This window comes from Pseudophaeobacter arcticus DSM 23566, from assembly GCF_000473205.1.
GTDB lineage: Bacteria > Pseudomonadota > Alphaproteobacteria > Rhodobacterales > Rhodobacteraceae > Pseudophaeobacter > Pseudophaeobacter arcticus.
Map to the genome: position 1 here is coordinate 2612705 of NZ_KI421507.1, position 19966 is coordinate 2632670.

The 19966-nt window shown below is 59.3% G+C and carries 23 protein-coding genes; 13 read left to right on the top strand and 10 right to left on the bottom strand.

The genetic code is table 11. The features are described from left to right. The first annotated feature begins 35 nt into the window (after positions 1-35). The 3 genes from ARCT_RS0116865 to ARCT_RS0116875 all read left to right on the top strand — a co-directional run bounded on the left by ARCT_RS0116865 (position 36) and on the right by ARCT_RS0116875 (position 2252). Complete coding sequence (locus ARCT_RS0116865; protein ID WP_027241121.1) at positions 36-260, top strand: YdcH family protein; 225 nt, start codon at positions 36-38, stop codon at positions 258-260. A gap of 422 nt (positions 261-682) precedes the next feature. Then, the gene (gene purE, locus ARCT_RS0116870; RefSeq protein ID WP_027241122.1) at positions 683-1183 is read left to right on the top strand and encodes a 5-(carboxyamino)imidazole ribonucleotide mutase; all 501 of its coding nucleotides are present in this window, start codon (positions 683-685) and stop codon (positions 1181-1183) included. Continuing rightward, complete coding sequence (locus ARCT_RS0116875) at positions 1176-2252, top strand: 5-(carboxyamino)imidazole ribonucleotide synthase (RefSeq protein WP_027241123.1); 1077 nt, start codon at positions 1176-1178, stop codon at positions 2250-2252. Before purE ends, ARCT_RS0116875 begins: the two co-directional genes overlap by 8 nt. Before the next feature lie 138 nt (positions 2253-2390). Here the strand turns inward: ARCT_RS0116875 and ARCT_RS0116880 are convergent, their stop codons facing one another. The 8 genes from ARCT_RS0116880 to ARCT_RS0116920 form a co-directional block, all read right to left on the bottom strand. Further along, positions 2391-3542, bottom strand: a complete 1152-nt coding sequence (locus ARCT_RS0116880) for an alpha-D-ribose 1-methylphosphonate 5-triphosphate diphosphatase (protein WP_027241124.1) — start codon at positions 3540-3542, stop codon at positions 2391-2393. Between the two features lie 13 nt (positions 3543-3555). Then, positions 3556-4347, bottom strand: coding sequence for an alpha/beta fold hydrolase (locus tag ARCT_RS0116885; RefSeq protein WP_036785069.1), 792 nt, complete (start codon positions 4345-4347; stop codon positions 3556-3558). 73 nt (positions 4348-4420) lie between these two features. Continuing rightward, positions 4421-5275, bottom strand: a complete 855-nt coding sequence (locus ARCT_RS0116890) for a DMT family transporter (RefSeq protein ID WP_027241126.1) — start codon at positions 5273-5275, stop codon at positions 4421-4423. A gap of 116 nt (positions 5276-5391) precedes the next feature. Continuing rightward, entirely contained in the window at positions 5392-5973 is a 582-nt protein-coding gene (locus tag ARCT_RS0116895; RefSeq protein WP_027241127.1) for a GNAT family N-acetyltransferase, read from the bottom strand. Between the two features lie 98 nt (positions 5974-6071). After that, positions 6072-6962 carry an HNH endonuclease gene (locus ARCT_RS26410; protein WP_036786006.1) on the bottom strand — a complete coding sequence of 297 codons (891 nt, stop codon included), beginning with the start codon at positions 6960-6962 and terminating at the stop codon, positions 6072-6074. A gap of 152 nt (positions 6963-7114) precedes the next feature. After that, a complete protein-coding gene (groL, locus tag ARCT_RS0116910; protein ID WP_027241130.1) occupies positions 7115-8764 on the bottom strand; it encodes a chaperonin GroEL in 1650 nt (549 codons plus the stop codon). A gap of 66 nt (positions 8765-8830) precedes the next feature. Further along, positions 8831-9118 (bottom strand): co-chaperone GroES, encoded by a 288-nt coding sequence (gene groES, locus ARCT_RS0116915; protein WP_027241131.1) that lies wholly within the window; start codon positions 9116-9118, stop codon positions 8831-8833. Positions 9119-9309: 191 nt separating this feature from the next. Next, entirely contained in the window at positions 9310-10011 is a 702-nt protein-coding gene (locus tag ARCT_RS0116920) for a DUF2161 domain-containing phosphodiesterase (protein WP_036785072.1), read from the bottom strand. Between the two features lie 146 nt (positions 10012-10157). On the opposite strand from ARCT_RS0116920, the gene ARCT_RS0116925 reads away from it, so the two are divergent. From ARCT_RS0116925 to ARCT_RS0116970, 10 genes are all read left to right on the top strand, one after another. After that, positions 10158-11147: a TraB/GumN family protein gene (locus ARCT_RS0116925; protein ID WP_027241133.1), complete on the top strand. Its 990-nt coding sequence runs from the start codon at positions 10158-10160 to the stop codon at positions 11145-11147. A gap of 71 nt (positions 11148-11218) precedes the next feature. Continuing rightward, positions 11219-12211, top strand: a complete 993-nt coding sequence (locus ARCT_RS0116930) for a TraB/GumN family protein (RefSeq protein ID WP_027241134.1) — start codon at positions 11219-11221, stop codon at positions 12209-12211. A gap of 170 nt (positions 12212-12381) precedes the next feature. After that, positions 12382-13302: a manganese-dependent inorganic pyrophosphatase gene (locus ARCT_RS0116935; protein ID WP_027241135.1), complete on the top strand. Its 921-nt coding sequence runs from the start codon at positions 12382-12384 to the stop codon at positions 13300-13302. Positions 13303-13526: 224 nt separating this feature from the next. Then, positions 13527-13712 carry a hypothetical protein gene (locus ARCT_RS0116940; protein WP_027241136.1) on the top strand — a complete coding sequence of 62 codons (186 nt, stop codon included), beginning with the start codon at positions 13527-13529 and terminating at the stop codon, positions 13710-13712. Positions 13713-13728: 16 nt separating this feature from the next. Next, a complete protein-coding gene (locus tag ARCT_RS28815) occupies positions 13729-13863 on the top strand; it encodes a hypothetical protein (protein ID WP_276202247.1) in 135 nt (44 codons plus the stop codon). Between the two features lie 265 nt (positions 13864-14128). Then, the gene (locus tag ARCT_RS0116950; RefSeq protein WP_027241137.1) at positions 14129-15004 is read left to right on the top strand and encodes a TIGR01459 family HAD-type hydrolase; all 876 of its coding nucleotides are present in this window, start codon (positions 14129-14131) and stop codon (positions 15002-15004) included. Between the two features lie 237 nt (positions 15005-15241). Continuing rightward, entirely contained in the window at positions 15242-15685 is a 444-nt protein-coding gene (locus ARCT_RS0116955) for a MaoC family dehydratase (RefSeq protein ID WP_027241138.1), read from the top strand. A gap of 94 nt (positions 15686-15779) precedes the next feature. After that, entirely contained in the window at positions 15780-16763 is a 984-nt protein-coding gene (locus ARCT_RS0116960) for a bifunctional riboflavin kinase/FAD synthetase (protein ID WP_027241139.1), read from the top strand. Next, complete coding sequence (locus ARCT_RS0116965) at positions 16760-17230, top strand: YcgN family cysteine cluster protein (protein WP_027241140.1); 471 nt, start codon at positions 16760-16762, stop codon at positions 17228-17230. The genes ARCT_RS0116960 and ARCT_RS0116965 overlap by 4 nt, the downstream gene beginning before the upstream one ends. Continuing rightward, positions 17230-18279: a threonine aldolase family protein gene (locus ARCT_RS0116970; protein ID WP_027241141.1), complete on the top strand. Its 1050-nt coding sequence runs from the start codon at positions 17230-17232 to the stop codon at positions 18277-18279. The genes ARCT_RS0116965 and ARCT_RS0116970 overlap by 1 nt, the downstream gene beginning before the upstream one ends. Positions 18280-18383: 104 nt before the next feature. Here the strand turns inward: ARCT_RS0116970 and ARCT_RS0116975 are convergent, their stop codons facing one another. Both ARCT_RS0116975 and ARCT_RS0116980 read right to left on the bottom strand, forming a co-directional pair. Continuing rightward, entirely contained in the window at positions 18384-19199 is an 816-nt protein-coding gene (locus ARCT_RS0116975; protein WP_036786009.1) for an alpha/beta fold hydrolase, read from the bottom strand. Positions 19200-19290: 91 nt separating this feature from the next. Continuing rightward, on the bottom strand, positions 19291-19884 hold the full coding sequence (locus ARCT_RS0116980) for a 2-hydroxychromene-2-carboxylate isomerase (protein WP_027241143.1): 594 nt from the start codon (positions 19882-19884) through the stop codon (positions 19291-19293). Positions 19885-19966 lie beyond the last annotated feature (82 nt).

The following is a 19966-nucleotide window of genomic DNA, read 5'->3' on the forward strand; positions in this document are numbered from 1 at the left end:
TCCCTACCCAAACCCTTCTGTATTTTGAGTCGCACATGAATGCATCTGCCGATATTTCCATGAAAACCGATGAGGTTCTCAAAGTGGAGCTGGAAGTGTTTCGCAGGCAGCACCGGGATCTGGACGAGGCGATTACCGCCCTGCAAGAGCGCGGCACCAGCGATCAGTTGACAATCCGGCGGCTGAAAAAGCAAAAGCTGGGGCTGAAGGATAGAATTTCCCAAATCGAAGACCGGCTGACCCCTGATATCATCGCCTAGGTCCCACCCCTTGACACCAGGACAGTCCGCGGGCTACTCCGCCCCGCAAAGCCAACTCTCCCGCGCAGCTGCTGGGGTGGTAAAGCCACCCCACAGGCCCCTTGGGCCCGGCAGCGCGCCTTTCGGCGCGCTGCCTTGGCGCGACATGTCGCGCCGCACCGCGCAACGCGCGGTGCCATGCCCAACCGGGCATATGGCAGCTTGCTGCCATTTTGCCTGGGCGGGAGCCCCCCCTTTTTTTGATCCAGGCTGGAGCGCCATCTTTTGCCATCTGCCGACAGCTCGATCCAAAGCCACACCCGCGTAGCTCCAACCTCGCAGCATTGTCGCATTGCACCACGGGGAAGTTTGACTATAGTGCGCCTTCCTTCCACCCCAGCAGCTCTCCACCTTGGGGACTGCGGCATGACAGGACAGATCACATGCCAAACACCCCCAGCGATATCAAAGTGGGCATCATCATGGGCAGCCAATCCGATTGGCCGACAATGAAAGAAGCCGCCACGCTCCTGGATGACCTCGGCATCCCCTATGAAGCCAAGATCGTCTCGGCCCACCGCACCCCTGACCGCCTGTGGTCCTACGGCAAATCGGCGGCGGAGCGTGGCTTGCAGGTGATTATCGCCGGTGCCGGCGGGGCTGCGCATCTGCCGGGCATGGTGGCCTCCAAAACACGGGTGCCGGTTGTTGGCGTGCCAGTTCAGACCCGCGCGCTCTCTGGTGTCGACTCGCTTTATTCCATCCTCCAGATGCCCAAGGGCTTTCCCGTGGCCACAATGGCCATCGGGGCTGCAGGGGCCGCAAATGCCGGGCTCATGGCCGCTGGTATCCTTGCCCTGCAGGATCCCGCCCTGGCCGCACGTCTGGACGCCTGGCGCTCGGCGCTCTCGGCCTCGATCCCCGAGGAGCCCGTTGATGACTGATGCATTAAAACCCGGCGCCACCATTGGCATCCTGGGCGGTGGTCAGCTGGGCCGCATGCTGTCGGTTGCCGCCTCCCGCCTGGGCTTTAAAACCCATATCTTTGAACCCGGCGCCAATCCCCCTGCAGGCCAGGTCGCAGATCAGGTTACCACCGCCGGCTATGAGGACAGCGCCGCCCTGCTCGCCTTTGCCAATTCGGTCGACGTGATCACCTATGAGTTTGAAAACATCCCCACAGCGGCCCTAGACATCATCGAGGCCCATGGCCCCATTCGTCCCGGCCGCGAGGCTCTGCGGATTTCGCAGGACCGGTTGACCGAAAAGACCTTCCTGCAAAGCCTCGGCCTGCACATCGCGCCATTTGCCGATATCACCGATGCCGCCAGCCTGCAGGCAGCCCTTGCCGAGATCGGCACGCCTGCAATCCTGAAAACCCGGCGCTTTGGCTATGATGGCAAGGGCCAGGCCCGCATCATGTCGCCAGAACAGGCGGAGGAGGCCCTCACGGCCATGGCGGGGGCGCCGTCGGTGCTGGAGGGCTTTGTCAATTTCAGCCATGAGGTTTCAGTCATTGCCGCCCGTGGCATCACCGGCGAGGTCGCCTGTTTTGACCCCGGTGAGAACGTCCACCGCGATGGCATTTTGCACACCACCACAGTGCCCGCCCGCCTCAGCGCCAGCCAGCGCATGGACGCGGTGCTTCTGGCCGCCAAAGTACTGAACGCGCTTGATTATGTTGGCGTGCTTGGGGTTGAGCTGTTTGTCACCCCGCAGGGGCTGGTGGTGAATGAGATTGCGCCACGGGTGCATAACTCAGGCCACTGGACCCAAAATGGCTGCGCCGTTGACCAGTTTGAACAGCACATCCGCGCAGTGGCAGGCTGGCCCCTGGGCGATGGACAGCGCCATTCGGACGTGGTGATGGAAAACCTCATCGGCGACGATATGGACCGCCTGCCCGAGCTGGCCAAAGAGCGCGACTGCGCCCTGCATCTGTACGGCAAGGCCGAGGCCAAGCCAGGCCGCAAGATGGCCCATGTAAACCGGATTACCCGTCCGCAGAAGTAATCCGCACAACACAGCCCAGATCGCAAGCGTCCGCCCTCATTCGAGAGCGGGCGCTTTTTAGTCCCTGCTGCATCCACAGGCCGCAGAGCAATCTCCAACTGCAGATCTACCGGGAAGCAGATCTTTCCCCCTCGGCCCTCACCCCATGAACCGGGATGCAATTTCACCGGACATATAGCTCACCCGCCCGCCGGACAGAGTGGCGGCGACCCGTTCGCTCGCCTTGTCGAGGATCACCATATCGGCGCGTTTACCAGGCGTGAAATCGCCGCGATCCGCCAGCCCCAACAGACCAGCCGGACCAGAGGATACCAGCCCCCAGGCGGCAGACAGATCCAACAGGCCAGAGCGTGCCAGCATCAGCGCGGCGCGGCGCGGGCTGGGGTAGTGATAATCCGAGGCCAGCGCATCACACAGCCCCATGGCAATCAGATCCAGCGCCGAGGCATTGCCCTTGTGCGAGCCGCCCCGCACCACATTGGGCGCGCCCAGAATGATATGATCCCCCCCTGCCCGCGCCGCCTCGGCGGCCTCCAGCGTTTCGGGGAACTCACTGATCTCAGCCCCGCGCGCCCGCCAAGTGGCACGATCTGCCGCTGTCTGGTCATCATGGCTGCCTATGCGCAGGCCTGCGCTGCGCAGCTGCTTGCACAGCACATCAAGCGCAGCAGGCACCTCGGCACTACGGCCATGCATATCCAGCAGCATTTCAAAATGCCTGTCGGGATTGCGCCCGGCCTTGAGCGCCTGTCCCGTCAGCCGGGGTGGCTTTTTGCCCTGCGCCAAACGGTCATGCGGCAGATGGTCGTTAAAGACGATATAAGACAGGCCCCATTTTGCGATCCGCTCTGGCAGCGCGGCGTAGTCGTCCAACATATGGGTTTCAAACCTGAGCTGCGGCAGCAGATCCGTCACCAGATCGCCGCGCACCTCAGCCAGGGCTTCAAAAACCTGGCCAGCGTAGTCCGGGCTGCGCAAGCCGCCTTCCCAGCTGTAAAACTGCGCCAACACGGCGGTGGTCATGCCATTGGCGGCCAGCTCGGCCTCGGTGGCGACAACCCCCTCGGCCATTTGTTTCATCGCCCCGCGCCGGGGCGCCAGATGCCGTTCGAACCCATCCCCATGCGGATCAATAATGCCCGGCAGCACCAGATATCCGGTCAGATCCACCCGACGCCCGCAGGGCATCGCGGTGATTGCTCCACCCGAGAGTGCAATTTCACCCGATTGATCCAGCCCTGCTGGTGTCAACACATCCGCCCCCTGAAGGGTCAATTCCAGCCTCGTCATTGGCGCAGGGCTCCTACTTATTTCTGGTCAAACCATAGCCGCAATCCGTCCCGATACAGGTGCCCGCGATTGCGTCATTCAGTGCATCAAGCCAGGTAATATCCGGATCAAACCTTCCCTGTTGCAGAAAGGCCATCACCTGGGCAATGACCAGCGGGTCATTCATCATGAAGGTATGGGTGACGGGCAGGACCAGATGATCCTGCATCCCGGCAACCCGGGTGCTATCAACCGAGACCTTACCGTCATCCTCGCCCGGAATAAGCGCCGAAAACACCGGGCTGACGGATTGATTTCCCGCAATGACACCCAGCAAAAAATCCACTGGCGGCAGCATCTTGGGCAGGCTATCCGCCCCGGTGCCAAGGCTCGCGCCTGCGGGGCCGTTGATCAGGCCAAAAACCGCCCAATCGCCCAGTTCATCCACCACTTCGCTGCCCTGATTGGGTGGGCCCAGCATGACCGTAGCCCCCAGGTTTGGCGGCTGATGTGCCGCAGCCTGAAAATACTGCCGCAGCAAGATGCCCCCCATGGAGTGGGTCACAAAATGGATGGGCGCATTTGCGCCGCACTCAGCAATCGCTGCCGGCAGGGTTCGTTCGGCCAGCGTGGCGACGGGAAAGGCCGTCGACTCATATCCCGGTCGCACCACCTGATAGCCGCGGTTTTCCAGAACCTGCTCCATCACCACAAATGAGCTCTCTGATCGCGCCAGCCCATGCAGCAGCACGACGCAATCGGCCAGAGCCTGGCTTGGGATCACTGCCAAAGCGGTAAAAATCAGAGGTTTGATCAGGTTTTTCATTCCCCCTGAGATAGGGTTTGCGGCGGCGCGAGAAAACCCCTTTTTGCAGGCGCTTTGTCTACAGGCACCTTGCCTACAGGCGTCTTGGGGTCCAGATCACCAGCGCGATGCCTGCCAGAACCACCAGCGTGCCCAAAATCAACCGTGCCCCCACAGGTTCCGCCAGGAAAATGATGCCGCCCAGGATTGCCAGCACCGGTACGCTCAATTGAATGGTTGCAGCGACGGCTGGTTGCAACTGCGGCAACACCCGGTACCACAGCGCATAGCCAAGCCCCGAAGTGACCGCCCCAGAAATTGCGGCCAGAACAATACCCGGTCCCGTGATCAGCCCAGTGATCAAGCCGCTGCCCCACGCGGCCCAGACAAAGGGCAGTATCATCGCCGTGGCCCAAAGAAAATTCACCGCACTAGAGGCCAATGGATCACGCACGCCGCGTCCTATCAGACTGTAGGCCGCCCAGCCCAGACCGCTCAGCCCCATGAGCACCGCATCCCACAGCGACACCTGCAGGCTTTGGTCCGGCCAGACCACATAGGCAAGCCCGGCAAAGGCCACCCCGGCGCCAATCATCTGTCCGACACTGGGGTTGCTGCCCCGGACAGCCCCCCAGCCAAACATGGCAATCTGCACCACGCCAAACAGAATAAGGGCGCCAAGCCCGGCATCAAGCCCCTGATATGCCAGACAAAAGCCGATCATATAGAGCGTCAGCGCCGCGCCACCTTTCAGACTGGGCACCAGCGGTTGGCGCAGGCTCCGCCGCCGCAGCACACAGAGCACCCCCAACATGGCCGCCCCCGAGGCCAGCCGCAAAAGCCCAAATCCCAGCGCATCCATATAGCCCCAGCTGATCGCCATCCGGCCCAGAACCGAATTGGCTGCAAAGGCGATCAATACAAGAAGAACAAATAGGACAAGCTGCATCATCAGGCCTCGATCAGGCCGACAGTCCCGGCGCAGATATGACATTTCATGTGATCGCTACCGCAAGCTCCGCGACGGAGCAACCACCCCAGGACCCGCTTCGCGGAACATGGGCCTCACATCTTCGAGAAGGCCGCAGGATAGACCAGCCCTTCCTCTGGCACATCCACACCGCGCTTCAGGATCAGGGTATGCGACAACGGATAGGGGCTGTGCAGTTTTTGCGCCCGCGCCAAGCTAAAGCCACAACACCCATAAAATGACGGCTCACCAAGCACGACAATCGCTTCCGGCAGGCGCGGTTCCTGTTCTCCCGTGGCACCATCAATAAGCGCAGCCAACTCCCAAAGCATGCGACTGCCAAACCGCCAGGGTCTGCGGCAGGCCTCCTCCTGCGCCGCGCCAACCTCCATATTCGGGTTGTTTTCGGCCAGTCTGCCTCTCTGCCACTCAGGGCGCACGGCCATCGGCGCCAGACAGGCCCAGCCCAAAGGCGCCTGCATCCGGCTCAGCGCCAAGTACCCGCCGATTTTGCCCTGCCAGGGCTTTTGAACCTCAACAAGCATATCGCCATCCGCCCGTAGCCGCCGCACCAGCCGCGCCTCTGCGTCCGTGGGAAAAGCCACCTTGAGCAGCGCCTCCACCTCATCAAACTGCGCCTCAGTGACATCTCTTGAAACATCCGGCCCCACTCCCATATCGCGCCCTTTTTTTAACTTTCCAAAAACAGTCCCGCCGAAGACAAGCCCGCATTGAAAAGGAGTTTAACAGGGACTCTCGTTCGAATCCGGTTCATTTATCCTTTAAAAACATTGTCACGGTGCCATTTCAGGTAGCTAGGGTGCGGTTGGAAAACTGGATTGTCCGGCACGATGAGGCGCCTGTCCGGGACAATCAGCCTCTCCAGAACCCGGTCCTCAACTGCATCTTGCGCTACAAGGATTTCGTTGCTGTCGCTGATTGAAAGCAAACCGCGATCAAACATCCAATGCACCGTCCCTGATAGAGCGATCCCGTTTCGCACAGTGTCCGGGCCATTCTCAGAGACTGGGATGATATGTGCCGCTTCAACTTCAGGTCGACCGCCTCCGTTTCTCAACTCCAATCCCGAAATAGAGCACCGACCTGCATAGGCATGTTTCACCTGTCGAGCAAAGCTACGATCCCTGAATGCTCTTTGACTGAGCAAAACCTCCCTCGACGGTCCCGCGTGCAAAAACGGTTCCGGATCATCGGAAAACCCTTGCTGGAGGCTTTCCCCGCTGCGCGGCAAAGTGTCAGGCTCCATTCTTGCGGCCAACCCAGCCTGAATGATTTTGGAAAAATCATTGTCAGAGATTAGACGAACCGCGCTTGTGTTGCTGCCTCTTGATCGTGGCAAACCTGTTTCAAAAGGCCCCAAGTCCGGTCGCCACCTTGGGACATAATTCTCAAATGACAATTCGCTTCCAGGGTCAAGCAGAGCATAGGCTTGGCTATCATCATTCGGATCCTCAATAACCTGTAAAACCTTCTGCACCGCATGATACCCAAGGTTTCCCCCTCGTGTCCCTGCATAGAAAATCACCCAATCTCCGACTGTTTGTTCAACACGACCGAGATATTGCCGTTTGGGGAAATGATAGGCCCTCCCTGGCTGATCATCATACGGCGAATGGGAGGATTGGATAAAAACAGCTTTGACCATAGGGAATGAATACTGATCACAATCCAAAAGAAAAGGGGCCGCCTTGACAGGCGACCCCAAAATCATCCGGTAGGATGGCGTGATGACCGGCTCGGCAGGTCTTGCAAAAGGAAGACCGCCTGCCCGGCGTCACAAGTCCAAAGGACTTGTGATTACATCATGCCGCCCATGCCGCCCATGCCACCCATGTCGGGCATGCCGCCACCTGCGCCGCCGTCTTTCGACGGTTTGTCAGCGATCATGGCTTCGGTGGTGATCAGCAGACCAGCAATCGAGGCTGCATCTTCCAGGGCAGTCCGTGCCACTTTGGCAGGGTCGATCACACCAAAGGCAAACATATCGCCATATTCTTCGGTCTGAGCGTTGAAGCCAAAGTTCTTGTCTTCGCTTTCGCGCACTTTGCCAGCAACCACAGCACCGTCAACACCGGCGTTTTCAGCGATCTGACGCAGAGGCGCCTCAACCGCTTTACGCACGATCACGATACCTGCGGTCTGGTCAGCGTTTGCGCCTTCCATGCCGTAGAGTGCTTTACCGGCTTGAACCAGAGCAACACCACCGCCAACGATCACGCCTTCTTGCACAGCCGCGCGGGTTGCGTTCAGGGCATCGTCAACGCGGTCTTTGCGCTCTTTCACTTCAACTTCGGTCATGCCGCCAACGCGGATAACAGCAACACCGCCGGCCAGTTTGGCAACGCGCTCTTGCAGTTTTTCACGGTCATAATCGGAAGTGGTTTCTTCGATCTGAGCGCGGATCTGGCCAACACGGGCTTCGATTTCGGCTTTGGCGCCGGCACCGTCAACGATGGTGGTCTCGTCTTTGGTGATTTCGACCTTCTTGGCCGTGCCCAGCATGTCCATGGTGACGGACTCAAGCTTCATGCCCAGATCTTCGGAGATCACCTGACCACCGGTCAGAATGGCCAGATCCTGCATCATCGCTTTGCGGCGATCGCCAAAACCAGGCGCTTTGACAGCAGCAATTTTCAGGCCGCCGCGCAGTTTGTTGACAACCAAGGTCGCCAGCGCTTCGCCTTCAACGTCCTCAGCAATGATCAGCAGAGGCTTTTGCGACTGGATCACCTGCTCGAGCAGTGGCACCATTGCCTGCAGCGAAGACAGCTTCTTCTCGTGCAGCAGGATCATGCAGTCTTCGAGCTCTGCAACCATCTTGTCAGCGTTGGTGACAAAGTAGGGCGACAGGTAGCCGCGGTCGAACTGCATGCCTTCGACAACATCGGTCTCTGTTTCCAGGCCTTTGTTTTCTTCGACAGTGATCACGCCTTCGTTGCCAACTTTTTGCATCGCATCTGCGATCTGCTGGCCGATGGCGGTTTCACCGTTGGCGGAGATGGTGCCAACCTGTGCAACTTCGGCGGAGTCTTTGACTTCGCGTGCCATGTCTTTGATGCCCTGAACGACAGTGGCAGTTGCCAAGTCGATACCGCGCTTCAGATCCATTGGGTTCAGACCAGCAGCAACCTGCTTCAGGCCTTCTTTGACAATCGCCTGAGCCAGAACGGTGGCAGTAGTGGTGCCGTCGCCTGCTTCGTCATTGGTGCGGGAAGCAACTTCCTTGACCATCTGGGCGCCCATGTTTTCGAACTTGTCTTCCAGTTCGATCTCTTTGGCAACGGAAACACCATCTTTGGTGATGCGGGGTGCGCCAAAGCTTTTGTCCAGAATGACATTACGGCCTTTGGGGCCCAGGGTCACTTTGACAGCGTCAGCCAGAATGTTTACGCCAGCCAGCATACGGTTGCGGGCATCGGTGTCGAATTTGACGTCCTTAGCAGCCATGTTTTACTCTCCTCGAGAAAATTCTATGTAATTCAGCGTGATATGGGATCAGAGAAGCGGCAAAGCTTACTCGATGATGCCCATGATGTCGCTTTCTTTCATCATCAGCAGCTCTTCGCCTTCGACGGTGACTTCGGTGCCGGACCATTTGCCGAACAAAATGGTGTCGCCAGCTTTGACAGCCATTGCGATCAGCTCACCATTGTCCTTGCGTGCACCTTCGCCGGTTGCGACGACCTGGCCTTCGCTGGGCTTTTCCTTGGCGGATTCAGGAATGATCAGACCACCAGCAGTTTTTTCTTCGCTTTCGGTACGACGAACCAGCACGCGATCGTGGAGTGGTTTCAATGCCATCTTTGCAGCTCCTTATAAGGCTCAAAGGTTGTTATCCTTGTCCCCCTGCTCCCCGCAGAGGGCGTTATCACTCACACCTAGTGAGTGCTAACGAACGAATAGCTAGGCAGCAGCGCCGCATGAGTCAACCAAAATGGGAAAGAAAATTTCAGCAATTTTCTGCGCCCCGCTCCGCAGGCCTCTGGGGCCGATCACCCTGGGCTGTTATCCGCCGTCAGCCCGGCCTCCGGCTCCCAACTATAGGCCCAGTGCTTCAGCCCGTCACTGCCCGCCTCGGTCAGCTGGTAAATGCCGGTCGAGACCCGCTCGAACCAGCCATAGTGATTGGCGGACATCAGCGCAGTGGCCCGGCCAACCCCGGTTGCCTTGGCCACCGCTGAGCCCTTGGTGGCGCCGGCTTCGGCCAGATGGGCGGCGCAGCGCAGCGCATCCTGGCGATAGGCGGTCACAATCCCATGTCGGGTCGCGCCGCCTGCATTGGGGTCTCCGCGCAGCTTTTCAAACTCGCGCAGCAGCCGCTGCTGGCGCTTCTTGGATTTGCGCGGCGCATAGGGGCCAGGGTCGCAATGCACCTCGCAGCGCCCGTCCGGCAACACGGTGATCAGCCCCAGGGCCAACCGGCGACAAAGCGCCAGATTTTCCTTCAGCATCCGTTTGGCCTGCCGTCCCTTTGGCCGGGGCACCGCAATATAGACCAGATCGGTGATGGATTGGCGGGCGATGGCCTGATGAAACAGCGACAGTGAAAACCGCAACTTCAGCTCAACAATTACCGGATCCTCGCCGCCGCGCCGCGCCATCACATCAGCGGCCCCGATCTCGCCCTTGACCTCATAGCCTTGAGCCTGAAGCAGAGCCTTTACGGGTGGGTAGAGTTGATCTTCGCGGTCCATGGGGGATGCTTGGCAGGTTGCAGAGCACAGTTCAAGCCGCGCTGCCGTGTAGCGCCGGGGTCGCCTTCGCGTCAAAGGTGAGTTATCTCCTTGCAATTTGAACCCCGACACTAGCCTTTGACACCGAATCCAACGAGACTGAGCCTATGATCCGTATATTTGCATTTCTCTTCGCGGTTTTGCTGGCTGTTCAGCCTGCCAATGCAGCCTGTCGTGGCGCCGATTTTCGCGATCACCTGCCGCCCAGCGAAAAGACATGGCTCGCGCGCCAGATGGCTGCGACCCCCTATTCCACCGGCAACCATTGGATCGCCCGCAAAGGCGGCCAGTCGCTGCATATCATCGGCACCATGCACAGTGGCGACAGCCGCATGGCACGGGTGATGAGCCGCCTGCGCCCCATCATTGCCCAGGCTGATGCGGTGTATTTTGAAGTCACCCGCGCGGAAATGAGACGGGTCAAGGATCAGGTAAAAGAAAGACCAGAGGCCTTCCTGCTACCTTCTGGGCGCCGGTTGCAGCAGCTGATGAGTCCAAAAACATGGGAGCAGTTTGAGATCTTTGCCGCGATGTCCAATGCGGATATGGAAACCATTCAAAGAATGCAGCCCTGGGCCGTGAGCCTTTTTCTGATCCCCGGTGGTTGCCGCCCCTTTGGATTTGGCCTCAATCGGGGGTTGGATGACCGGATTGAACGCTTTGCCATCCGCAAACGCATTCCCCTTGGCGGTTTGGAAACGGCCGCCACCGGTTTTTCCGCCCTGTCCCGCCTGCCCCTGCGGGACCAGGTGCGCATACTCGAAAACGAGGTGGCATTCCTGCTCTCGGATGCGCCCGAAAACGCAACAGCCGTAGAAGCCTATTTTGACGAAAGCGTGTGGCAGGCCTTCCTTCTGGAGCCCCGCATTGCCAGCCAGTATATCGGCGTTTCATCCAAAGAACTCACCCGGTTGGATCGTGCATTTTATGGCAATATGCTGGGCTGGCGAAACAAGCTCTGGGTCAAGACCATCCAGCAGATCAAAGGCGAGCAGGTGGTGATCGCCGTTGGTGCCGCGCATCTGCCGGGCAAAGAGGGCCTCCTTAACCTGCTCAAGCAGCGCGGCTACAGCTTGGAACGCGCAGCCTTTAATTAGAATCATTTCCCCTTTTCAAAAGGCGCGCCCCATCGGGCAAGCCGACACCACAACACATTTCCGGAGCAACCATGCGGCTGATTTTTTCTGTACTGATCCTCCTGCTACCAGCCCTGATCCCCGCCTGGGCGCAGGCCGCCTGTACCGGCACCGACCTGCGTACAACCACCACGCCCCAGGACCGGAGCTGGATTGACGCCAGAATTGCCGATGCTCCCTTTGCTGAGGGCAATCACTGGATCGCCCAGCGAGGGGACCGCAGGATCCATGTGATTGGAACCATGCATTTGAATGACCCCCGGCTCGATGCCATCACTGCCCGCCTGGAACCGGTCCTTGCCGCTGCCGACACGCTGCTGTTGGAGATCACCCCAGAGGATGAAGCAGAGTTGCAATCGCGCTTGGGGAAAACCCCTGAGCTGATATTCATTACCCAAGGTCCGTCCTTGATTGACCGATTGTCCGCCGAAGACTGGGCCACCCTGTCCGGCATGGCGCAGAAACACGGTATCCCCGGCTGGATGGCGGCAAAAATGCGGCCTTGGTTTTTGGCCATGTCGATGTCCGTTCCGCCCTGCCTCAGGGGCAGCAAGGCCAGCAAGCTGGGCCTTGATAAGCGCCTGCAACAGCAGGCCAACACCGCCAATATTCCGATGCTCTCCCTCGAGGACCCAATGCCCCTGTTGCAAGCGTTCAATGAAGACTCGCTGGACGAACAGCTCCGCCAGATGCAGCTCTCTCTCAGCCTGATGGGACAGGGCGCGGACGAATTCGTCACACTGACGCACAGCTATTTTGAGCAAACCACCTGGCGCTACCTCGCCATGGTGGAACGGCGGTTTTACCAAAACTCTGCCTATGAGGAAGACGAGGCCAGACAGCTGTGGGATGAGACAATGGACCTGATGCTGGTGCGCCGCAACGCAGCCTGGATCCCAGTGATCGAAGCCACCGAGGGCAACAACCTGGTGGTGGCTGTTGGCACCCTGCATCTGCCTGGAAAAACCGGCGTATTGAACCTGCTGAAACAACAGGGATACAGCCTGACGCGCGCCGCGTTTTGATCCCGCATTTTGACCGCCCTGCCCAGGATCGCGCGAGCCAAAGCGCACCAGCCTGCACGCATGACACTGCGTTTACCACATTGCCGCATTGCGGCCCTGGTGGGGTGACAAGGGATATTACCCTGCTATAAGGCGCTCAAACTCTCCCTTTTTGTTCACAGGATAGCATCATGACCGTCCAAGTTCTTGGCCACAAATCCCCAGACACCGATTCCACCGGCTCCCCAATCATCTGGGCCTGGTACCTGAACGAGATCAAAGGTATCTCCGCCGAAGCCAAGCTGCTGGGGGAACCCAACACCGAAGCTGCCTTTATGCTGCAGCGCTGGAACCTGGACAAACCTGAAATCATTGCCGATGTGGCTGACGATCAACCGGTTGTCATCGTCGACACCAACAACCCAGCCGAGCTGCCCGCCAATATCAATGGCGCCGACGTTCAGGCCATCATCGACCACCACAAACTGGTTGGCGGGTTGGAGACCAAAGGTCCCATCGACATCACCATCCGGCCGCTCGCCTGCACCGCCACCATCATGTATGATCTGATCGGTGACGACATGGCAAAGATGCCCGAAGCCATCAAAGGCGCGGCGCTGACCTGCATCCTGTCGGACACGCTGGAATTCCGCTCGCCCACCACCACCGATCATGATCGTGCCGTTGCCGAAAAGCTGGCCGCGGATCTGGGCATTGATATCGCCGCCTATGCCGCCGATATGTTTGCCGCCAAATCCGACGTCTCGTCTTTCTCGGACGCCGAATTGCTGCGCATGGACAGCAAGGAATACGCGGTTGAGGGCACCAAGTTCCGTGTCTCGGTGCTGGAAACCACAGCCCCTGCCGTGGTGCTGGACCGTCAGGCCAGCCTGATGGAGACCATGACCACCGTGGCCACCGAAGACGGTGTTGATCAGGTTCTGCTCTTTGTGGTGGATATCCTCAACGAAGAAGCCACCCTGATGGTACCCAATGATCTGGTGAAATCCGTCGCCGAGAAGAGCTTTGGTGTCACTGTTGAAGGCGACTCGGTTGTCCTGCCCGGCGTCATGAGCCGCAAAAAGCAGATCATTCCGAACCTCAAACTCTGAGCAGGCTGTCACCCACAGCATCTGACTGCTGACTGTTTCAGGGCGTCCCAATGGGGCGCCCTTTTTTTGTGCCCGCCTGATTAATACCAGCCTGTTTTATACCCGCCTGTTTATACCGGCCTGTTCGATTGGGAACGGATAAAATCGCCCACCGGGGAGTTTTTGTATATACAAACGATATTCATTGTAGTAACAAAATCACGCTTACTTAGGAGCCGCCACAGATGGCCAAAGCAGAAAAGACCAAAAAGGTCCGCAAGGATGCCCAGCTTATCATTCGGATCTCGAAGGAAGAGCGGGATGCATTTGTTGATCTTTGCGACGGGCTGGACACCAGTGCCGCCCGCGAAATTCGCCGCTTCATCCGTGGGTTCCTGCGTGAGCATGACACCACTACTTCTGAAACTTGAGACAAGGACAAACGTCATGAGCAAAAAAGCCGACGCCAAAAAAGCAAAAATCAAAGACCTGAAAAAAGAAGTCAAACTGCGCGCAGCCAAGGTTGCCCGTCAGGAAGACAAACTGAAGGCCGCTAAAAAAGCGCTGAAAAAAGCCGCCTAAGCGCTGCTTGTTACCTCTGGCCAGCGGCGCCTTGGTGCCGCCGGTCCACCTACCCCCGGCTTGTACTCAGCCTGTGCTCAGCCTGTACTCAGCCTGTACTCTCCCCGGCTTTTCCCGGATGTCGGTTTGCAGGCGATTCCCCCTGCGCCAGTGCGGCCTGCACGTTTCGCGGTGGCATCAGCCGGGGAACTCGGTCATATCTAGCCCCGCACAGCCCAGCCCCGTCATAACCAGACGGCGCGGCGCAGACAGGAAAGGCGCATATATGACCCGCATCATCCAATCCCTCGCAGAGGTCTCTGACCGCTACAGCGCGCTTTTTGTTGATCTCTGGGGCTGCGTCCACAATGGGGTTACCGCCTTTCCCGAAGCCGTCGCCGCGTTGCAGGCCTACCGCGCCCGTGGCGGTATCGTGGTGCTGGTGACCAATTCGCCAAAACCGCGTGCCGGGGTGGCCGGGCAGTTGGCCGAATTTGGCGTACCAGAGGATGCCTATGACACCATCGCCACCTCTGGCGATTCTGCCCGTTCGGCGATGTTTACGGGCGCTGTTGGCAGCAAGGTCTATTTCATGGGTGAATGGCAGCGTGATGCCGGCTTTTTTGAGCCCCTGAACGTGATTCACAACCCGGTTGAAATCAGCCGCGTTCCCCTGGCCGAGGCCGAGGGCATTGTCTGCTGCGGTCCCTTCGACACCATGGCCGACCCCGATGTGAACCGGGCCGATTTCCTGCTGGCCAAACAAAAGGGCATGAAACTGCTTTGTGCCAATCCCGATATCATCGTTGATCGCGGCGAAAAGCGGGAGTGGTGTGCCGGTGCGCTGGCGCGGCTTTATACCGAGATGGGCGGCGAGAGCCTTTACTTTGGCAAGCCCTACCCGCCGATCTATGACCTTGCCCGCCGTCGTCTGGCCGAGCTGGGCACTGATATTCCCGATGGTGACATTCTGGCCATTGGCGACGGTCCCCATACGGATATCGCCGGCGGCATGGGGGAGGGGATCGATTCCCTCTTTATCACCGGCGGTCTGGCAGCCCGTGAAACAAAAACAACCACCCAGCCCGATGCTGCAGCGCTAAAAGCCTATCTCGAACAAGAAAAATCAGCCCCGACCTTTAGCATCGGCTTTCTTAGGTAGAGAACTTACCTTTTATTTACATGCACCTGACAGGAGTTTTTACCTCGGCGCCACCGCCACTGGCGCCGATTTTCTTTGGCCCGACACTGCCCCCTGCACAATTCTGAGCAGACAAGTCGCTGCCAAAAACCTCTTGATTTTCTGCACCTGCAAAGTAATAAAGTTGCCAACAGGCTCCGTTTGGCGCTTGAAAATTTCAAGACCCCCTTTGAAAGGGGAGATCTCATGGAGGATCAAATGTTGGACAACCTGCCGCGCGGAACCATCTGCATCGAAGACATCGAAATGGGTATGACGCGCTTTGTCCGCAAAGTGATCACCGACGAAGACATCGAGATGTTCAGCCAGGTCTCCACTGATCGCAACCCGGTGCATCTGGATGACGCTTACGCTCAGGACACCATCTTTCAGGGTCGCATTGCCCACGGCATGCTTACGGCCGGCCTGATCTCTGCGGTCATTGGCGAACAACTGCCCGGACATGGCACCATCTACATGAGCCAATCGCTGAAATTTCTCGCCCCGGTGCGGCCCGGCGATCTGGTGCTGGCCGAGGTTGAGGTAACGGATATCGTCATCGACAAACGCCGGGTCAAACTGGATTGCCGCTGCATGGTAGATGGCAAAAAGGTCCTGGTCGGCGAAGCCATGGTCATGGCCCCTTCGCGTAAGTTCGACTAAGTTGCCTCCCCCGGCAGGAGGGGATTGCAGCCTCTTGCAAACTTCCGCAACGCCGACACTTGCAAGCCTCTTTGCAGAGCGCTAGGCAGGCGACATGCGCATCATCCGAGACTATCAATTTGTAGAACAGCAAGACCGTGGCGCCAGCGTCGCGATCGGCAATTTTGACGGCGTCCACCGGGGCCATCAATCGGTTATTGATCTGGCCCGCGCCGCCGCGCCGGATGCTCCGCTGGGGGTGATGACCTTTGAACCCCACCCGCGCGCCTTCTTTGCACCCAACGCCCCGCCCTTCCGCCTGATGTCGCCCGAGGCCCGCGCCTCGCGATTGGAAAAACTGGGAGTCGAGCGGCTGTATCAGCTGAACTTCAACGCAGCCCTGTCCAGCCTGACCCCCGAAGAGTTTGCCCGCAAAGTCATTTCCGAGGGCCTGGGCCTTACCCATGTGGTGGTTGGCGCCGATTTCTGCTTTGGCAAGGGCCGCAGCGGCACCGCAGCCGACCTGCAGCGCTTTGGCGCCGAGATGGGCTTTGGTGTCACCATTGCCCCCCTGATGGAACATTCCGACGATACCGTGTCCTCCACCGCCATCCGCACCGCTCTCAGCGAAGGCCGGCCCCGCGATGCCGCCGCCATGCTCAGCCATTGGCACCGGATCGAGGGCGAAGTCATCGGCGGCGAGCAACGCGGGCGTGACCTCGGCTTTCCCACTGCCAATATGTCCATCGACGGGCTGCACCCACCCGCCTTTGGCGTCTATGCGGTGCTGGTGGATGTGTTGAATGGCCCACATCAGGGCCGCTATCAGGGCGCGGCCTCTGTTGGGGTGCGGCCGATGTTTGACGGCGCCCATCCCAATATCGAGACCTTCCTGTTTGATTTCACTGGTAATCTCTATGGCGCGACCCTTTCGGTTGCCTTGGTGGACTACCTGCGCCCCGAAATGAAATTTGACGGGCTGCAAGCGCTCATTGACCAGATGACGGCCGATTGCGCCCGTGCCCGCGACATCCTCACCGCCGAAATGCAGGCAGAAACGCAGGCCGAAACCCCGGCTAGAACGCAGGCCGAAACATGAGCAATGGTATTGATCGCAAAGGCCTGAAAGCGCGGTTCTGGGAAAAGACGCCTCTGGAGCTGCTCAACCAGCAGGAATGGGAAGCTCTGTGTGATGGCTGCGGCAAATGCTGCCTCAACAAGCTGGAAGACGAGGACAGCGGCGAGATAGCCCTGACCCGGGTTGCCTGCCGGTTGCTCGACGACAACAGCTGCCAATGCGCCCATTATGAAAGCCGCCATCAGTTCATTCCCGAATGTATCGTGCTCAGGCCCGATAACCTGGACAGCCACGCCTATTGGATGCCGCAGACCTGCGCCTATCGCCTGCTCTGGGAGGGCAAGCCCCTGCCCCAATGGCACCCACTGCTGACCGGCGACCCCAATAGCCCTCACGCCGCAGGCGTCACAGTGCGCGGCTGGACGGTTTCCGAATTCGACACCCCCGAAGAAGACTGGGAAGACCATATCATCGAGGAACCTATCTGATGTTTTTTGCCTCTGACAACTCCGGCCCGGTGCCACCACAGGTCCTGACCGCCCTGACAGAGGCAAACAGTGGCTACGCCATGGGCTATGGCGCCGATGCAGAAATGACAGAGGTCACCGCCCGGATCCGCGAGATCTTTGAAGCCCCCGAGGCTGCGGTCTATCTGGTGGCCACCGGCACCGCCGCCAATGCCCTGGCGCTTTCGACGCTCTGCCAGCCTTTTGAGACCATATTTTGCACCCCCACCGCTCATATCCACGAGGATGAATGCAACGCGCCCGAATTCTACAGCGGTGGTGCCAAACTGACCCTGGTGCCCGGAGCGCCCGGGTTTGACGACAAGATGACGCCACAGGCTCTGCGCGCCACCATCGCCAAGGAGGAAACCCGCGGCGTCCACGGGCCGCAGCGCGGGCCGGTCTCGCTCACCCAGGTGACCGAACGCGGGACGATCTACTCCCTGGCCGAACTGCAGGCGCTCTCCGCCGTGACCAAAGAGTTCGCCCTGCCCCTGCACATGGATGGCGCCCGCTTTGCCAATGCCATGGTGGCCCTGGGCTGCACGCCGGCAGAAATGACCTGGAAGGCCGGAATAGACGCTGTCTCCTTTGGCGGCACCAAAAACGGCCTTCTTGGAGTCGAGGCGGTGATCTTCTTTGATCCTCAAAAAGCCCGGGAGTTTGAGCTGCGGCGCAAACGCGGCGGCCATCTGTTCTCCAAGCACCGTTACCTTTCGGCCCAGATGCTGGCCTATCTCACCGATGATCTCTGGCGCGACAATGCTGTCAAAGCCAATGACAGCTGCGCCTATCTAGCCCAGGGGCTGCGCCGTGCCGAGGCCCCCTTGCTGCATGATCCACAAGCCAACATGATCTTTGCCGCGCTGCCCCGCGCAACGCACCAGCGCCTGTTTGACGCAGGTGCGGCCTACCATCTCTGGGATGGCCCACTGGACGGCGATCCCCAAGAGCAGGTTGCCGCCCGCTTTGTCTGTGACTGGGCAATTAAAAAAGAGCAGATCGATCAGTTCTTGGCCCTGATCCTCTAATCAGAATACCCTGCCGCCCCGCTTTCATCTTTGCAAAAACATTCCGGGGGCCGCGCCCCCTCCCTGGTCCTCAGGCCATGCCAGCGTTCAGGCTATCCCAGCGCTCAGGCCATCCCAGCCCAGAACTGAGAGAGAAGACCCGCTGTAACTGCGGCATGGGTGATGGGCAACATATGGCCAGCCTCAGCAACCACCTCGCAGCGGGCCTGCGGCAGGCGCCGCGCCAGCCCCTCATTGATCACTGGCATCACCGGCTGGCTGGCACCGCCGCTGAGCAAAAGAACCGGCATCTTTACCGGATCCAGGGCGCCGGGCTCCAAGACCCCCTTGTCGTCCAGATAGAGCGTTTTATAGCTCGTGGGGACCGCACGCATCGCCCGCACCATGGCAGCCCGCGCCTGCTCCGGCATGTCCTCCCATTTTGGCTTTCCCGTGCCCCAGGTGCGATTGAACAGGCGTGTCGCCTGTTCCACATCACCGGACTTAAAAAGCGCGTTGAATGGCGCTTCTTTTGCCTCCAGCGCCGCCTGCAGCTCTGGTGCCTCCTGGCGGGCAATTGCAAAGAGCACCGGTTCGATCAGCACCAGGCTCCTGACCCGCTCGGGGCGGGCCTGGGCCATACGCAGGGCCACGGTTGCCCCAAAAGAGTGGCCGATCAGGTCAACCTGCCCTGCCTCCCGGTCCAGCAAAGCCAAGCCCGCCGTCACATTGGCGTCCTGAAAATCCATCGTTTCATCCCAATCCGGGCTGCGACCATGGGCGAACATGTCAAATGCCGTGATTGTGATCTCATCCCTCATCACCTCCGCCAGACCACGCCAGGCCCCGGAATGCGCCAGCGAGCAATGCACCGCCAGAACCCGGCGGGGTCCCGCGCCAAAACTGCGGCAATAAACTTCGCTCAACCTGCCATCCTTCATCACTTGCTCTCTCACTTGTTCGGATCTTTTGCCGCGCCAGTTTGCCCAGGCCAGCATAGGGGCCTGGGCCAAAGTGTCCGTATGGGCGGGATTACCCCGCCAGATGCTGTTCCAGATCCTCGATCCGATCCTGGCCCCAGAACCGCGCCCCATCCTCGGTAATATAGAAAGGCGCGCCAAAGACCCCCGCCTTAAGTGCATCCTCGAGGTTTTGCGCATATCTCTCCGCGCCGGCCAAGAGCCCGCTATCCGCCAGCGCCGGATCAAAGCCGGCGCTTTGCAGGCAGGATTTGATCACCTCATCCTGTGCAATATCGCGCTCCTCCACCCAGACTGCCTGCATCAGCCCATGCACCAATGCGCCCGTATCACCGCCCCCTGCGGATTGCGCCGCTATGATTGCATAAGACGAAGGCGCGGCATTGGTCGGCCAATGCGCCGGATGCAGATTGATCGCCAGCCCATTCTTTTTCGCCTGACGCTGCAGCTCGATCAACCGGTACTCCTGCCGCGAGACGTGACGTTCCTTGGGCGGCGTGCCACCGGTGCTGCCATAGAGCGCCACAATATCCATCGGTTTGTAATTGATCTGGACATTCTGCCGCGCCGCGGCCGCCTCCAACCGTGTGCCAGCCAGGTACGCATAGGGCGACAGGGTCGAAAAGTAATAATCAATCGTGGCCATTTCTGGTTTTCTCCCGCTTAGAACTAGGCTGAAAGCTACGCACATGTTAAGCGGTGAGCAAGATCACGAATCTGTCACATTG

Coding starts and splice junctions, on each gene's coding strand:
- ARCT_RS0116865 (WP_027241121.1), top strand. CDS start 36: ATGAATGCATCTGCCGATATTTCCATGAAAACCGATGAGGTTCTCAAA.
- purE (WP_027241122.1), top strand. CDS start 683: ATGCCAAACACCCCCAGCGATATCAAAGTGGGCATCATCATGGGCAGC.
- ARCT_RS0116875 (WP_027241123.1), top strand. CDS start 1,176: ATGACTGATGCATTAAAACCCGGCGCCACCATTGGCATCCTGGGCGGT.
- ARCT_RS0116880 (WP_027241124.1), bottom strand. CDS start 3,542: ATGACGAGGCTGGAATTGACCCTTCAGGGGGCGGATGTGTTGACACCA.
- ARCT_RS0116885 (WP_036785069.1), bottom strand. CDS start 4,347: ATGAAAAACCTGATCAAACCTCTGATTTTTACCGCTTTGGCAGTGATC.
- ARCT_RS0116890 (WP_027241126.1), bottom strand. CDS start 5,275: ATGCAGCTTGTCCTATTTGTTCTTCTTGTATTGATCGCCTTTGCAGCC.
- ARCT_RS0116895 (WP_027241127.1), bottom strand. CDS start 5,973: ATGGGAGTGGGGCCGGATGTTTCAAGAGATGTCACTGAGGCGCAGTTT.
- ARCT_RS26410 (WP_036786006.1), bottom strand. CDS start 6,962: ATGGTCAAAGCTGTTTTTATCCAATCCTCCCATTCGCCGTATGATGAT.
- groL (WP_027241130.1), bottom strand. CDS start 8,764: ATGGCTGCTAAGGACGTCAAATTCGACACCGATGCCCGCAACCGTATG.
- groES (WP_027241131.1), bottom strand. CDS start 9,118: ATGGCATTGAAACCACTCCACGATCGCGTGCTGGTTCGTCGTACCGAA.
- ARCT_RS0116920 (WP_036785072.1), bottom strand. CDS start 10,011: ATGGACCGCGAAGATCAACTCTACCCACCCGTAAAGGCTCTGCTTCAG.
- ARCT_RS0116925 (WP_027241133.1), top strand. CDS start 10,158: ATGATCCGTATATTTGCATTTCTCTTCGCGGTTTTGCTGGCTGTTCAG.
- ARCT_RS0116930 (WP_027241134.1), top strand. CDS start 11,219: ATGCGGCTGATTTTTTCTGTACTGATCCTCCTGCTACCAGCCCTGATC.
- ARCT_RS0116935 (WP_027241135.1), top strand. CDS start 12,382: ATGACCGTCCAAGTTCTTGGCCACAAATCCCCAGACACCGATTCCACC.
- ARCT_RS0116940 (WP_027241136.1), top strand. CDS start 13,527: ATGGCCAAAGCAGAAAAGACCAAAAAGGTCCGCAAGGATGCCCAGCTT.
- ARCT_RS28815 (WP_276202247.1), top strand. CDS start 13,729: ATGAGCAAAAAAGCCGACGCCAAAAAAGCAAAAATCAAAGACCTGAAA.
- ARCT_RS0116950 (WP_027241137.1), top strand. CDS start 14,129: ATGACCCGCATCATCCAATCCCTCGCAGAGGTCTCTGACCGCTACAGC.
- ARCT_RS0116955 (WP_027241138.1), top strand. CDS start 15,242: ATGTTGGACAACCTGCCGCGCGGAACCATCTGCATCGAAGACATCGAA.
- ARCT_RS0116960 (WP_027241139.1), top strand. CDS start 15,780: ATGCGCATCATCCGAGACTATCAATTTGTAGAACAGCAAGACCGTGGC.
- ARCT_RS0116965 (WP_027241140.1), top strand. CDS start 16,760: ATGAGCAATGGTATTGATCGCAAAGGCCTGAAAGCGCGGTTCTGGGAA.
- ARCT_RS0116970 (WP_027241141.1), top strand. CDS start 17,230: ATGTTTTTTGCCTCTGACAACTCCGGCCCGGTGCCACCACAGGTCCTG.
- ARCT_RS0116975 (WP_036786009.1), bottom strand. CDS start 19,199: ATGAAGGATGGCAGGTTGAGCGAAGTTTATTGCCGCAGTTTTGGCGCG.
- ARCT_RS0116980 (WP_027241143.1), bottom strand. CDS start 19,884: ATGGCCACGATTGATTATTACTTTTCGACCCTGTCGCCCTATGCGTAC.